Source organism: Asticcacaulis taihuensis, from assembly GCF_900100255.1.
In the GTDB taxonomy this organism is placed as follows: Bacteria; Pseudomonadota; Alphaproteobacteria; order Caulobacterales; family Caulobacteraceae; genus Asticcacaulis; species Asticcacaulis taihuensis.
On sequence record NZ_FMTS01000001.1, the window covers coordinates 1,102,979 to 1,117,993 of the forward strand.

At 62.6% G+C, this 15,015-nt stretch carries 6 protein-coding genes and 1 tRNA gene; 4 read left to right on the forward strand and 3 right to left on the reverse strand.

The genetic code is table 11. The features are described 5' to 3' along the window. Positions 1–128 precede the first annotated feature (128 nt). Both BLO49_RS05210 and BLO49_RS05215 read left to right on the forward strand, forming a co-directional pair. A complete protein-coding gene (locus tag BLO49_RS05210) occupies positions 129–1,292 on the forward strand; it encodes a CaiB/BaiF CoA transferase family protein (protein ID WP_090645065.1) in 1,164 nt (387 codons plus the stop codon). Then, positions 1,289–2,944: a thiamine pyrophosphate-binding protein gene (locus BLO49_RS05215; protein WP_090646151.1), complete on the forward strand. Its 1,656-nt coding sequence runs from the start codon at positions 1,289–1,291 to the stop codon at positions 2,942–2,944. Before BLO49_RS05210 ends, BLO49_RS05215 begins: the two co-directional genes overlap by 4 nt. Before the next feature lie 74 nt (positions 2,945–3,018). Here the strand turns inward: BLO49_RS05215 and BLO49_RS05220 are convergent, their stop codons facing one another. Both BLO49_RS05220 and BLO49_RS05225 read right to left on the reverse strand, forming a co-directional pair. Beyond that, entirely contained in the window at positions 3,019–9,582 is a 6,564-nt protein-coding gene (locus BLO49_RS05220; protein WP_090645069.1) for a beta strand repeat-containing protein, read from the reverse strand. Positions 9,583–9,708: 126 nt separating this feature from the next. Then, complete coding sequence (locus BLO49_RS05225) at positions 9,709–10,647, reverse strand: UDP-glucuronic acid decarboxylase family protein (RefSeq protein WP_090645072.1); 939 nt, start codon at positions 10,645–10,647, stop codon at positions 9,709–9,711. A gap of 117 nt (positions 10,648–10,764) precedes the next feature. On the opposite strand from BLO49_RS05225, the gene BLO49_RS05230 reads away from it, so the two are divergent. Beyond that, positions 10,765–12,771, forward strand: coding sequence for an O-linked N-acetylglucosamine transferase, SPINDLY family protein (locus BLO49_RS05230; protein WP_090645075.1), 2,007 nt, complete (start codon positions 10,765–10,767; stop codon positions 12,769–12,771). 210 nt (positions 12,772–12,981) lie between these two features. Here BLO49_RS05230 and BLO49_RS05235 read toward each other — a convergent pair. Beyond that, positions 12,982–13,058: transfer RNA gene (locus tag BLO49_RS05235), tRNA-Arg, on the reverse strand. Positions 13,059–13,257: 199 nt separating this feature from the next. On the opposite strand from BLO49_RS05235, the gene BLO49_RS05240 reads away from it, so the two are divergent. Further along, a complete protein-coding gene (locus tag BLO49_RS05240) occupies positions 13,258–15,015 on the forward strand; it encodes a gamma-glutamyltransferase family protein (protein ID WP_170828213.1) in 1,758 nt (585 codons plus the stop codon).

The window sequence follows — 15,015 nt, forward strand, 5'->3', positions numbered from 1 at the left end:
TCCCCGGCAAAGCCGGGGAGGTATGATTTTCTTATACCTCCCCAACTCGTTGGGGAGGGGGACCGCACGAACGCGAAGCGTGAGATGTGGTGGTGGGGTTTCTTGCTTTCTTCCGTGTGTCTTGCCGCATGAAGCCGCACACCAAACCCCTCGCCGGCCTGAGAGTCCTCGAACTCGCCCGCATCCTGGCCGGTCCGTGGTGCGGACAGTTGCTGGCCGATCTGGGCGCCGAGGTCATCAAGATCGAGCGCCCGGAGGTTGGTGACGATACCCGCACCTGGGGGCCGCCGTTCGTGACCGATGCCGCCGGCAATGCCTGGGGCGCGGCCTATTTCCATGCCACCAATCGCGGTAAGTCCTCGGTTGCCATTGCTTTCGAGATGCCCGAAGGCCAGGCCGTCATCCGCCAACTGGCCGCGGAAGCTGATATCCTGATCGAAAACTTCAAGGTCGGCGGCCTGAAGAAATACGGCCTTGATTACGAATCGCTGAAGCAGATTAATCAACGATTGATTTACGCTTCGATCACCGGCTTCGGTCAGGATGGCCCCTACGCCGCCCGCGCCGGCTACGACTACATTATCCAGGGCATGAGCGGCCTGATGGACATCACCGGCGAGCCCGAACGTGAACCGCAGAAGGTCGGTGTCGCCGTGGTCGATATCTTCACCGGCGTCTATACCTCGACCGCTATCCTGGCCGCCGTGCGTGGCCGTGAGATCAGCGGTGAAGGCTGCCATATCGACATGTCGCTGTTCGATACCGCCACCGCGATCCTCGCCAACCAGGCCAGCAACTATCTCGTCTCTGGCAAGTCGCCCTCGCGCCTCGGCAATGCCCATCCCAATATTGCGCCTTATCAGGTGTTCAGGGTGGCGGACGGCCATATCATCGTCGCGGTCGGCAATGACGGCCAGTTCCAGAAATTCTGCGCCGCGCTTGGCGCCACCGATATCGCCGCCAATACGGACTATGCCACCAATGCGCAGCGCGTCGGCGTGCGTCTCGCTTTGCAGGCCGAGCTTGAGCCCTTTCTGGTGCAAAAGACCCGCAGCCAATGGCTTGAAGCGCTGGAAACCGCCGGTGTGCCCGCCGGACCGATCAACCGCATCGAAGACGTCTTCAACGATCCGCAGATCATCCATCGCGGCCTGAAACTCGACCTGACCGCCGCCGATGGCTCCAAGGTCTCAGGCGTCGCCTCGCCCATCGTCATCAATGGCGAACGTATGTCCGCCGCCTCTCCCTCCCCTATGCTCGGCAGCGGGCAAGCCCAATGGACCTCCAAATGACCCACCGTAACGGCGGCCAGATACTTGTTGATCAACTATTGATTCAAGGCGTCGATCGCGTCACCTGCGTGCCCGGCGAAAGCTATCTGGCGGCGCTCGACGCCATGCATGATGCCGATATCGACGTTCTGATCTGCCGTCATGAAGGCGGCGCGGCGATCATGGCCGAGGCCTATGGCAAGCTGACCGCCCGCCCCGGCGTCTGCTTCGTCACGCGCGGCCCCGGCGCCACCAACGCGGCCCACGGCGTCCATATCGCTCAGCACGACTCGACGCCGATGATCCTGTTCATCGGCCAGGTCGAGCGCGCCATGCTTGGTCGCGGCGCCTTCCAGGAAATGGACTATCAGCAGGTCTTCGGCAGCGTGGCCAAATGGGTGGTCGAGATCACTGACGCAAAGCGCATTCCCGAAATTGTTGCCCGTGCTTTCCGCATCGCCATGCAGGGCCGCCCCGGTCCCGTGGTCATCTCCCTGCCGGAAGACGTGCTGACCGACATGGAAGACGTGGCCGACGCACCGGCGCTCGCTTTTGCCAGGCCGGAACTGTCGATCGATGTCTTCCAGCAATTCGATGCCTTGCTTGCCGCCGCCAAGCGGCCACTGATTATCCTGGGCGGCAGCAACTGGAGTTATGAAGGCTGCGAAGCCATTGCCGATTTCGCCACGCGCTTTCGCATTCCGGTCGCTACCGAATTCCGCCGTTCGGCGCTTTTTCCCGCCGATCACCCCTCCTATGCCGGCGATCTTGGTTTCGGCCAGAACCCCAAGCTCAGCCAGCGCGTAAAAGACGCAGACCTGCTGATCCTGCTGGGGGCGCGCATGGCCGAGGTGCCCTCCTCCAGCTATACCCTGATCGATATCCCGACACCCAAGCAGACCATGGTTCACATCTTCCCGGACGCTGGCGAAATCGGCAAGGTCTACCAGCCGACGTTGGGCATCGTCTGCGCGGCGGATGCCTTCGCGCAATCCCTGGGCTATCTCAAGACGCCCGAGCGCGTTGTCTGGGGCGAAGAGACCGAAAACGCCCATATGGATTTCCTGATGTGGACCACCACGCCGGCGAAGATCCCCGGCGACTTCCAGTACGGCGAGGTCATGGTATGGTTGCGGGAAAACCTGCCCGCCGACACTATCACCTGCAACGGCGCCGGCAACTACGCCATCTGGCTGCACCGCTACTGGCGCCATACCCAACCGCGCACCCAGATCGCCCCCACCTCCGGCAGCGTCGGTTACAGCGTACCGGCTGGCGTCATGGCCAAGCGCCAGTGTCCGGACAGGACGGTCGTCGTCTTCGCCGGCGACGGCTGTTTCCTGATGCACGGCAATGAATTCGCCACGGCCGTGCAATACGATATTCCGGTCATCGTCCTGATCATCGACAACGGCATGTACGGCACCATCCGCATGCACCAGGAAAAAAACTACCCGCACCGCGTCGTCGGCACCGACCTGAAGAACCCGGACTTCGCCGCTTACGCCAAAGCCTTCGGCGGCCATGGCGAGACTGTCCGCACCACGGCGGAATTCGTCCCGGCCTTTAAGCGGGCCCAAGCCTCAGGCAAGCCGGCGATCATCCACTGCTTCATCGATCCCCAGGCCATCACGCCAGCCAAAACGCTCGATCAGGTCGCTCGCGGCGAATAGGTTTCAAACCAAACAGAAAAAATGGCGGCTGGATATTCCAGCCGCCATTTTTATTTGCATCTGCTCAGTCGAACCTACAGGTATCCCTGTTGCTCGTCGGTCAGGGCTTCGAGTTGCTCGGCCGAGAAAGCCGCCAACTGAATAGCCGTGATCCCGCCGATCTGTGTCGTGCTGAGTGTCGGTATCTGATCTGTGGTCAGGCCGGCAATGGCCGATGTCGTCAGGGCCCCGATCTGCGAGGTCGAGAACAGCGTCAACTGCGTCGTCGTCAGGGCCGACAACTGGGTAGAGGTCAGGCCGGTCAGGGCCGTCGTCGTCAGCGATGACAGTTGTGTCTCGTCCGCGGCGCCTAGCTGCACAGTGCTCATCGACTTGAGTTCCGCCGCCGTCAGGACACCGATCTGGGTGGTTGTCAGCGCCCCCACAACAATGGTTGACAGAGAGCCGAAGACCGTCGTGTTCAGGCCCGCCAGTTGCGTGGTCGACAGGCCGTTGACCTGGGTCGTGGTCAGGCTGTTGGACTGGGTCTCATTCAGCCCGGCGATCACCGCATTGCTCAGCGAACCGAACTGGGTGCCGTCGAGGCCCGCAATCTGGTCAGTCGTCAGGCCAGCCAGTTGCGATGACTTCAGGCCGGACAGTTGCGTCGTGGTCAGGCTGCTGACCTGGGTCGTCGTCAGACCATTCAGCGCCGTATCCGTCAGGACACCGATCTGAGTCTGTGTGAGGCCCCCGACCTGGGTCGTCGTCAGATTGCCGATAATGGTTTCCGTTAGGCCCGCCAGAGTGCGCGTCGAGATGGCGCCCAGTTGAGTGGCCCCCAGACCAGCCAGTTGCGTCGTATCAAGCGCCACCAAGTCGGACGAGGTGATACCCGCCACCTGGGCCGTGGTCAGGCCGCCCAGTTGCGTCGTATTCAGGCCGGCAAAGGCCGTCGAGGTCAGGGCAGCGACCTGGATGGCGCCAAGGCCCGCCAGTTGCGTGGTATCGAGCGCGCCCAGCTTGGTTTCATCGAGCACGCCGATGCTGGCCGTGGTCAGGGCCGCCAGTTGCGTGGATAGCAAGGTGGCGAACTGGGTCGAGGTCAGGTTGCCGACCTGGGTCGAGCTGATGCCGGAAATCTGGGCCGTGGTCAGGGCGGCAACATCCGTCGTTTCCAGGCCGCCGAGGGCGGTGGACGTCAGAGCGTTCAGTTGCGCTGCCTTGAGGGCGGGCACCTGGCCGGCTGTCAGGCTGGCGACCTGGGTTTCATCGAGCGCGGCCACCGCCCCAGTGGTCAGGGCGCCAAGAACCGTATTGGCCAGGCCGCTGATCTGGGTGGTGGTCAGGGCTTCCGCCAGGGTGGCGTTGAGCCCGCCCACCGCCGCCACCGTCAGCTTGTTGAGCTGATCGGTTGAGAGAGCGGCGACCTGATCAGTGGTCAGGTTGGTGACCTGCGATGCGGTCAGGCCGATCGCCTGGGTCGAAGTCAGGCCGGTCAGGGCCGTCGTCGTCAGGGCCGTCACCGCCGACGTGGTCAGAGCCCCGATGCGGGTCACCGCCGGGCCGGAAAGCTCGGTGCTGCTGATCGCCGCCGCCTGGTCCGCCGTCAGCGACTTGAGCGCGAGGGTGGTCAGCGAATTGAGCTGCGTGGAGGACAGCGCACCGACCTGGGTGGAACTGAGCGCCGACACTTGGCTGGAGGTCACGCCGGTCAATTGCGCCGCCGTCAGGAGGGCCAGGTTGGTGGTCGAGAACTGAGCCAGATTATCGGCGCCCAGCGCGCCGACCTGAACGGCGCTGAGCTTGCCGATCTGGGTCGTGGTCAGGGCATCGATCTCGGTCGTGGTGAAGCCGCTGACCGCCGTGGCCGAGAGGCCGGCGATCTTGGTTTCCGACAGGCCGGAGACCTGCGTCGTGGTCAGGTTGGCCACCTGGCTGGAGGTGATGCCGATGAAGGCCGGCGTGCCGATGCTGTTAAGCTGGTCCGTACCGAGCGCGGTGATAGCTTCGGTCGTTATCCCCTTGACCTGCGAAGAGGTCAGGCCGGCCAGTGCCGTCGAACTGAGCGCGGCGAACTGGGTCGAGGTCAGGTTCGACAGTTCGGTCGTCGTCAGCTTGCCGACCTGGGCCGAGGTGATACCCGCCAGTTGGGTGGTTGAAAGCGCGGCGATATCATCGGCCGAGAAGGTGGAAATTGTCGCCGGTGCCAGGGCGCCCAGTTGGTCCGAGGTCAGCGTCCCCACCTGGGTGGAGGTCAGGCGCTCGACGGAGGTGGCGTTCAGCCCGGCCAGTTGCGTGGTGGTCAGGGCGCCGACATCCGTCGTGGTCAGTTCGACGAAGGCCGTGCCGCTGATGGCGTTGAGCTGGCTCGTCTTGAGCAGCCCTACCTGGGTAGAGGTCAGGGCGTCAACCTGCGTCGAATCCAGGGCGCCGAGCACGGTAGCGTTCAGCGCCTGCAGGCGTGTGGTGTCGAGACCGGCCAGTTGCGTCGTCGTCAGGCCGGCAGCCTGGGTCGATTTCAGCGCGCCGAAGGTAGCTGCCGTCAGGCTGTTGAGCTGGTCCGTGGTCAGGGCGCCCAACTGGTCGGTCGAGAACGAACCCAGTTGCGCCGCCGTCAGGCCCGGAAGCTGGGTTGTTTCCAGGTTGGCGATATTGGTCGTGTCGAGATTGGCGATCTGGCCGGTCGAAAGCCCGGCGATCTGCGAGGTCGTCAGGCCGTCGAGTTCTGTGGACGTCAGGCCGCCGATCGCGGTTGCCGACAGGGCATTCAATTGCGCCGTTTTCAGCGCCTGAACCTGCGAGGTATTGAGCGTGGCGATCTGGGTTTCATCAAGCGCCGCGATGGAGGCGGTCGAGAGGGCCGCGAGGATGGTGGTGGCCAGCCCGCCGACCTGGGTGGTGGTCAGGGCCGCCGTCAGGGTGGCATTCAGGCCAGCCACCGCCGCCGTCGTCAGCTTGTTGAGTTGGTCGGTGGAAAGCGAGGCGATCTGATCGGTCGACAGGCTGGCGACTTGGCTCGATGTCAGACCCAGCGCCTGGGTCGAACTCAGGCCGGTCAGGGCCGTCGTCGTCAGGGCTGTCACCGCAAGCGTGCTGAGTGCGCCAATGCGGGTGACGGCCAGACCGGAGAGTTCAGTGGAACTGATCGCCGATGCCTGATCAGCCGTTAGAGTCTTGAGCGCCGCCGTGGTGAGGGCGTTCAACTGGGTTGAGGCCAGAGCACCAACCTGGGTGGAGGTGAGACTCGGCAGTTGGGTAGAGGTCACGCCCGCCAGTTGGGCGACGCTGAGCGAGGTCAGGCTGGTCGTGGAAAGGCTTCCCAGGTCGAACGCCGAAATCGCGCCGATTTGGGAGGCCGTGAAAGCCTGCACCTGTGTCGTCGATAGCGCATTCAACTGGTCGGAGGTGAGCGAGCCGACAGCATCCGTATTCAGGCGCGAAATTTTGGCTGCATCGAGCCCGGCCAGCACGCCGGTGCTGTTGGTCTCCAGGAAGAATATCTGGCTGCCGTTAATCCCGGCGACGGCATTCGCGGACAGCGCGTTCAACTGAGTGGAATTCTGCTCGCCAAAAGCGATGGCGCCGAGCGCGTTGACCTGAGCCGAACTCAGGCCGCCCAGAGCGGTTGTGGACAGCGCAGCATATTGTGTCTCATCCAGTGTGAAGAGCGCCGTGGTCGAGAGCTTCGAGACCTGCGTCGAGGTCAGGCCGCTAAGCTGGCTGGTGATGGTGAAAAGGTCCAGAGACGGTATCGCCGCCGGCGCGATGGCGGAAAATTGCGTCGAATCCCACGCCGCCAGATTGAGGAACGACAGGCTGCCGATCTGGGTGGCGTTAAGCCCGCCGATCTGGGTCGTTGTCAGGCTGCCAAGGTCGCTCGTATCCAGGGCACTGAAGGTGTCGATAGCATTGAGCTGCGTCGTCTTGAGCTGCGCCATCTGAGTCGAGGTCAGCGAGTCCACCTGCCCGAAATCGAGTGAATGCACCACAGCAACGCTCAGCGCCTGCAGATGCGTGGAATCGAGACCGGAAAGCTGCGTGGTCGTCAGCCCCGTGACCTGGGTGGTCTTGAGGGCGCCCAAGGCGGTCGCGGTCAGGCTGTTGAGCTGATCCGTCGTCAGGGCACCGAGCTGATCAGTCGTGAACGATCCCAGTTGCGCCGCCGTCAGTCCCTTCAATTGGGTGGTTTCGAGATTGGCGATATTGGTGGTGTCGAAATTGGCCAGTTGCGCCACCGAGAGGCCGGCCACCTGGGTGGTTGTCAGGCCGTCCAGTTCCGTCGTGGTCAGGCCGCCCAGGGTCGTCGCCGTCAGGGCGTTCAGTTGCGCGGTCTTGAGGGACTGAATCTGCGAAGTATTCAGCGTGGCGATCTGTGTCTCATCGAGCGCCGCGACAGAAGCGGTAGACAAGGCTGACAGGACAGTTGTCGCCAGGCCACCGACCTGCGTGGTGGTCAGCGAAGCCGTCAACGTGGCGTTCAGGCCGGCCACCGCCGCCGTCGTCAGCTTGTTGAGTTGGTCAGTGGAAAGCGAAGCCGCCTGCGTGGTCGACAGGCTGCCCACCTGGCTTGATGTCAGGCCCAGCGCCTGGGTCGCCGTCAGGCCGGTCAGGGTCGTCGTGGTCAGGGCTGCAACCGCCGCCGTGCCGATCGCGCCTATGCGGGTCACCGCAAGCCCCGACAGGCCGGTTGAGGTGATCGCGGCGGCCTGGTCGGCCGTCAAACCTTTGAGGGCGGCCGTGGTCAGGGCGTTAAGCTGGGTGGAACTCAGGGCGCCGGCCTGGGTCGAGGTCAGGGCGCCCAGTTGCGCCGAACTGACGCCGCCCAGTTGTGCCACGCTGAGGACGCCGAGCGAAGTCGTGTCGAGCACCGCGAAATTGGTGGCGCCGAGTGCCGCGATCTGCGCCGATGACAGCTTGCCGATCTGGGTATCCGAGAGCGTATCGACGGAGGTCGTGGTCAGGCCGCCGATGGCTGTCGCGCTGAAAGCCGCCAGCTTGGTTTCGCTCAGGCCGCTGATCTGGGTCGTCGTCAGGCTGCCGGATTGGTCGGCCGTAATGCCGCCGATCGCCACATTGGTCAGGGCGTTCAACTGATCGGTGCCGAGCGCGGCCACTGTATCCGTGGCGATGCCCTTCAGTTGCAGGGCCGTCAGCCCGGCCAGCGCAGTAGAGGTGATTGCGGCGAATTGTGTCGAGGTCAGGTTCGACAACTGGCCGGTCGTCAGCTTTGTCACCTGGGCGGCCGTGACGCCCGCCAGTTGCGTGGTCGAAAGGGCGCCGATATCGTCGGTCGAGAAGGTTGCCAGCGCCGCCGGCGAGATAGCGCCAAGCTGTGTGGACGTCAGAGAACCGACCTGGGTAGAGGTCAGGCGTTCGACCTGGGTGGCATTGAGCCCCGAAAGCTGCCCTGTGGTCAGGGCGCCGACATCGGTGGTCGACAGGTCGGTAATGGCGGCGGCGCTCAAGGCATTGAGCTGCGTCGTCTTGAGGTTGGCAACCTGGGTTTCGGTCAGCGAATCGACCTGGGTGGCGTCAAGCGCACCCAGAAGGGTGACATTCAGGGCCTGGAGGTGCGTGGTATCGAGCGCCGAAAGCTGGGTCGTCGTCAGGCCGGACGCCTGGGTCGATTTCAGGGCGCCGATCGCGGCGGCCGTCAGCCCGTTGACTTGGTCCGTGGTCAGGGCGCCGATCTGATCCGTCGACAGCGAACCGAACTGCACAGCCGTCAGAGCCCCTGCCTGAGTGGTGGTCAGGGCTGCCACATTGGTGGTCGTCAGGCCGGTCAGGCCCGCCGTGGTGATGGCCGCCAATTGCGTGTTGGCAAGACCCGACGCCTGGGTAGTGGTCAGGGCACCGATAGAGGTCGCGTTCAGGCCCGCGATCTGGTTGACGGCTAGGCCGGCCAGCAAGGTGGTATCCAGCGCAGCGATCGCCGTGGTCTCAAGGCTGTTCAGATTGGTGGCCGTGACCGACTTGAGCTGGGTGGCGCTCAATTCCCCCAGCAGGGTGGTGGCGATGTCGCCGAACTGGGTCGTGCTGATCGAGGCGATGGCGGCCGTGCTGAAGCCCTGGACCTGGGTGGTCGTCAGGGCCAGCACGGAGGTCGAGGTCAGAGCGCCAATCGCCGACGCCGTGAAGGCACCAAGTTGCGCCGTGGTCAGGCCGCCCAGTTGCGTGGTCGTCAGCGAAGCGACCTCGTCCGTCGTCAGGCCGCGAATCTGGGCGGTCGAAAACTTGCCGACCTGGGTGGAGGTCAGGGCCGCAAACTGATCGGTTGTCAGGTGGCTGATTTCGGAGGCGGTCAGGCCGGAAAGCTGGGTCGTGTCCAGCGCCGCGATGGCGGTCGTCGAGAAGGCTTCGAGCTGGGCGGTCAGCAGGACCGAAAGCTGGGAACTGGTAAAGGCGACCTGCCCCGTCGCCAGGAAGGTAATCTGGTCAGTGGTAAGCGCCTTGACCTGATTGCCGGTCAGCGCCTTGAGCTGCGTGGTACTGAGCGCACCGATCTGGGTGGTCGAAAGGACCGCAACGCCCGAAGTCGACAGCGCGCTGATCTGCGTCGTCTTTAATTCCTGGAGCTGATCCGTCGTCAGGTTCTGAACAAAGGATACGCTAAGCTTGGAGATTTGTGCTGCGGACAGCCCAGAGATGGATGACACGACTTTTTCGCCCCTTGATCCCGCCAGAAATACGACTCACTTATTAATTGGTACGGTAAACTTTCGATTAATTTTTACAAGTGGACACGAAATACAACCCTTGCGGTATAGGGGTGACGCCCTTCCCTACAGGGCCAGAACCTCACGGAAATAGTTAATAGTCCGCGCCAGCCCGTCTTCTAGCGGAACGGACGGCTGCCAGCCGAGCACGGATCTGGCCAGGGAAATATCCGGCTGGCGCTGGCGGGGATCATCCGCCGGCAGCGGCCGGTTGACCAGTTCGCTCCCTGCACCGGTGAGCAAAATGACTTTTTCGGCCAGTTCGCGCATGGTGAATTCCACCGGATTACCGATATTGACCGGCCCGGTCACGTCATCGGGGCTGTCCATCAGGCGGATCATGCCGTCGATCAGATCGTCGACATAGCAGAAGCTGCGCGTCTGTTCGCCGGAACCATAGAGCGTGATGGGCTCGCCACGCAGGGCCTGGACGATGAAGTTGGAGACCACCCGGCCGTCATTGGGGTGCATCCGCGGGCCGTAGGTATTGAAGATGCGCATGACCTTTATCTTCAGTTTGTGCTGGCGATGATAGTCAAAGAACAGGGTTTCGGCGCAGCGTTTGCCCTCGTCGTAGCAGGCGCGCGGCCCCTGTACATTGACACGCCCCCAGTAGCCCTCCGTCTGGGGATGGACTTCCGGATCGCCGTAGATTTCACTGGTCGATGCCTGGAGGATCTTCGCCTTGGTGCGCTTGGCCAGGCCCAGCATGTTGATGGCGCCGATGACGCTGGTCTTGGTCGTCTGGACAGGATCGAACTGGTAATGCACTGGCGAGGCCGGACAGGCCAGGTTGTAGATTTCATCGACCTCGACATAGAGCGGGAAGGTAATGTCGTGGCGCAGCACTTCGAAATAGGGATTGCTCATCAGGTGCGCGATATTGCGCCGCTGGCCGGTGAAGAAGTTATCGGCGCATACCACATCGTCGCCGCGTTCAAGCAGCCGCTCGCACAGGTGCGACCCCAAAAATCCCGCGCCGCCGGTAACCAGTATCTTCTTCACAATATCCCCTTCAATTCAAATGCACTCGTCCCCGCGAGGTGCCACGAGTCGCCGCCTTTGACAAAAGGTTAACGCCGACTACTCTGTGACGTGTAACGAATCAGGGAATACGCATCCATGCCCGACACCGCACATATCGCGCCCGCCGCCCCCGGCATGAGCGTTATGGAACTCATCCAGTCGGCGGAAGCCCTGAAGGCCGGCGGCCATGCCGCGGCCGCTGTGGCGCTCTACGAGACATTCGTGGCTCAGAACCCGGACCACCCCCTGCTCTACGCGCTGCTTTTCAACCTGGGCGTCATCCTGACCGATCATCGCGACCTTAACCGGGCGCGTGAGGTCATGGAGCGCGCCCTGGAGGTCAATCCTGATTTCCACAGCGTCTATATCAATCTGGGCCGCATCTATGAGGGGCTGGGCGATAACGCGAAGGCCGTTCTGACCTGGAACGGCCTGGCCGGCCGGCTCGGCCAGATCACCGGCTCGGCCCTCAAGCACAAGACCATGGCGCTCAATCAGGCTGCCCGCGTGCTGGAAGGCGCCCACCAGGACGAGCCGGCCGAAACCGCCCTGCGCATCAGCCTGGAGATCGATCCGCATCAGCGCGAGGCCATGCAGCACTTCATCGCCCTGCGTCAGCGCCAGTGCGCCTGGCCGATCGTCATTCCGTTCGAGAACATGACACGCGAGCACCTGCTGACCGGCATTTCGCCGCTGTCGATCGACGCCTACACCGACGACCCCATCTTCCAGTTGGCCCTGAGCTATCACTATAATCTCAAGGATGTCGGCGTACCGGTGGGTGATATCATCACCAATCATTGGTCAGCGAAAAACAACCAGAAAGACAAACCGATCCGTATCGGCTACCTGTCGTCCGACCTGCGCGAACACGCCATCGGCCACCTGATGTATGAGGTATTGGGCCTGCACGACCGCTCCAAGGTCGAGGTCTTCGCCTATTATTGCGGCATCCCCTCCAATGATCCGATCCACAACCACTACAAGGAAACCTCGGATCACTTCATCGATATCACCAGCATGGACGATGTCACCGCCGCCCGCCGCATCGCCGATGACGGCATCCAGATCCTGATCGACGTCAACGGCTATACCCGCGACGGCCGCACCAAGTTGCTGGCCCTGCGCCCGGCGCCGGTGATCGTCAACTGGCTGGGCTTCCCCGGTTCACTCGGCAGCCCTTACCACCACTATATCATCGCCGATGACTGGATCATTCCCGAAGGCGACGAAATATACTATTCCGAAGCCGTCACCCGCCTGCCCTGTTACCAGCCGAACAACCGCCTGCGCATCGTCGCCCAAGAAGTGCCGACCCGCGCCGAGGTCGGCCTGCCGGAAGATGCCTTCGTATTTTGCTGTTTTAACGGCACGCACAAGATCACACGCTTCACCTTCGACCGCTGGCTGGAAATCCTCAGCCGCGTGCCTAATTCAGTGCTGTGGCTGCTCTCCGGCGCCGAAGCCTCGCACGGCCGCCTGAAAGCCTATGCCGAAAGCAAGGGCATCGATCCGGCCCGCATTGTCTTCGCCGACAAGAAGGCCAACCCTCATCACCTGGCGCGTTATCAACTGGCGGACCTGTTCCTCGACACCACGCCCTATGGCGCCCACACCACCTGCTCGGATGCCCTGTGGATGGGCGTGCCGGTGCTGACGCTTTCGGGCCGTACCTTTGCCTCGCGCGTCTGCGGCTCACTGGTCAGAGCTGCCGGCCTGCCCGACGAACTCATCTGCACAACGGCCCAGGACTATATCGACCGTGCCGTGGCGATCGGCCGTGGGAAGGGAGATATAAAGGCTTGGCGCGAACATCTGCTGGCCAATCGCCTGACCAGCACCCTGTTCGACACCTCTAAACTGGTGACGCATCTGGAAGGGCTCTATGCCGATATGTGGCAGGCGTGCCTGGATGACAGACTGCCCCAGCCCGATCTGGCCAATCTCGATACCTATTTCGAGATGGGTCTGCTGCACGACCATGAGGCTGTCGAGGTCCAGACCATTGCCGATTATAAGGGCTTCTGGCGGGAAAAGCTGGCGAAGCGCCACGCCTACCGCCCTGTGCCCTTCGACAACCGTCTATGGAAGAAGCCGGAATAGAGGAAACAAAAAAGCCTCCCGAAAGGGAGGCTGTTTGTGGAATGGCGCACTCGGAGCGATTGATGCGCGTTGTTTTAACAACGCTTACCCCTTCGGGGCGCCTGCGGCGTCGGCCGCCCTTTCGGGCCGGCCACGAACTCCGTCGTTCGAACCACTTGAAGCAATATTCAAACAAAAAAGCCTCCCCGAAGGGAGGCTCTTTTGTTTGAATGGCGCACTCGGAGCGATTCGAACGCCCGACCCTCAGATTCGTAGTCTGATGCTCTATCCAGCTGAGCTACGAGTGCCTGCGCATTCATGTCTGTCCGGGCGATGCCTGACAGCGAGGGCGGACATTTAGTTGAACGGTTTCGATAAGGCAAGGCCGGATCGATACTTTTTCCACCGAATTGATGATTTTTTGTTGATCGCCCTCCCCGGCAGGCGTCACAGTCCTATATAGAGCCAGCCAAGCCGCCTACCTGTGCCGCCTAAAGGAAAACCGTCATGCGTTACCCGTCCCTGAAATCGCTCGTCATTGTGGCAACAGGGCTGGTCCTGACGGGGTGCGCCACTTCCCCCGCGCCTGAACCCCCGCGCATCGTGCCCATTGTGGTCGCCGCCGAACCGGAAGCAGCCCAGGCGGGAATGGATGTGCTCAGGCGTGGCGGTACGGCCGCCGATGCCGCCGTGGCGGTCCAGACGGTGCTGGGTCTGGTCGAGCCGCAAAGCTCCGGCCTGGGTGGCGGCGCTTTCATGCTGTGGTATGACGCCAAAACCGGAAAGATCAGCGATTATAACGGCCGCGAAACCGCGCCGGCCGCCGCCTCACCCGATATGTTCCTGGGCGCCGATGGCCAGCCGCTGGCGTTTAAAGATGCGGTTGTTTCCGGCCGCGCCACCGGCGTGCCCGGCGCCATGTTCCTGCTCGACCAGGCGCAAAAGGATCACGGCAATCAGGAGTGGGCCAGCCTGTTCGTCCCGGCCACTGCCCTGGCTGATAATGGCTTCACCGTGACAAAACGCCTTGGCAACTATCTGCAAAACGCCGATTTCGCCGAAAAGCACACGCCGGATTTCATCGCCTATCTCGGTGACGGCCAGGGCGGCTACCGCAAGACCGGCGACATGATCAAAAACCCGGCCTATGCCGAGACCCTGCGCGCCTTCGCCAGCCATCGCAGCGAGGTCTTCCGCAAGGGGCCGATCGCCGAGGCCATCGTCGCCAAGACCCACGAAGTCCCCTTGCCCGGCGGCATGAACCTGAACGATCTGGCCGCTTATAGGGTCAAGGTCACCACCACCGCACCTTATGCCACCGCCGGCGGATATGCCGGCCGGCCGGTCTGCATCACCTATCACGTCTATATTGTCTGCTCGAACAATGCCCCTTCCGGCGGCATCGCCCTGTTGCAGGGGCTGAAGATCGCCGAATCCCAGCCGCTGGCCCAATGGGGTGTGCATGATCCGCGCTCGTGGCAGGTCGTCATCGAGGCCGAGCGCCTGATGTATGCCGACCGCGACCAGTACGAAGCCGATACGGCTCTCTTCACTTCCCAGCAGGACGCCTATCTCAATCCGGATTATCTCAAGGCCCGCTCGTCGCTGATCAATATTGGCACGGTCAATGCCGCACCCAAGGCGGGTGACCTGGCAATGAAGGTCGCCATGGACCGCACACTTGAACCCGGCGGCACCACCCATTTCGTCATCCGCGACACCTACGGCAATGTGCTGAGCATGACCACCACGGTCGAGAGCTTCTTCGGCACCGGCCGGATGGTCGGCGGTTTCTTCCTCAATAACCAGTTGACCGATTTCTCGTTCAGCCCACAGACGATGGACGGCCTGCCGGTGGCCAACAGCGTGGCGCCGGGCAAGCACCCGCGGTCCTCCATGGCGCCGGTGATCGTTTTTGATTCAACGGGCAAAAAAGTCATCGCGGCGGTAGGTTCGCCCGGCGGCTCGGCTATCCTGGCCTATAATCTGAAAACCCTGATCGGCATTCTCGACTGGAATCTCTCCATGCAGGACGCCATCAACCTCCCGATCGTGGTGGCGCGCGGCGATACTATCCGCATCGAACAAACGCGCATGGAGCCAGCGGTCTGGAATGGCCTGACTGGTATAGGCTACAGGCTGTCACCCCTCGCCGGCGAGGAATCCGGCCTGAACGGCATCCTGCGCCAGCCAGATGGCTCGTTCAACGGCGGCAGCGATCCGCGTCGCGAGGGCGTGGTGATCAGGGGCGATGCCAGGCCGTAA

Coding starts and splice junctions, on each gene's coding strand:
- BLO49_RS05210 (WP_090645065.1), top strand. CDS start 129: ATGAAGCCGCACACCAAACCCCTCGCCGGCCTGAGAGTCCTCGAACTC.
- BLO49_RS05240 (WP_170828213.1), top strand. CDS start 13,258: ATGCGTTACCCGTCCCTGAAATCGCTCGTCATTGTGGCAACAGGGCTG.
- BLO49_RS05230 (WP_090645075.1), top strand. CDS start 10,765: ATGCCCGACACCGCACATATCGCGCCCGCCGCCCCCGGCATGAGCGTT.
- BLO49_RS05215 (WP_090646151.1), top strand. CDS start 1,289: ATGACCCACCGTAACGGCGGCCAGATACTTGTTGATCAACTATTGATT.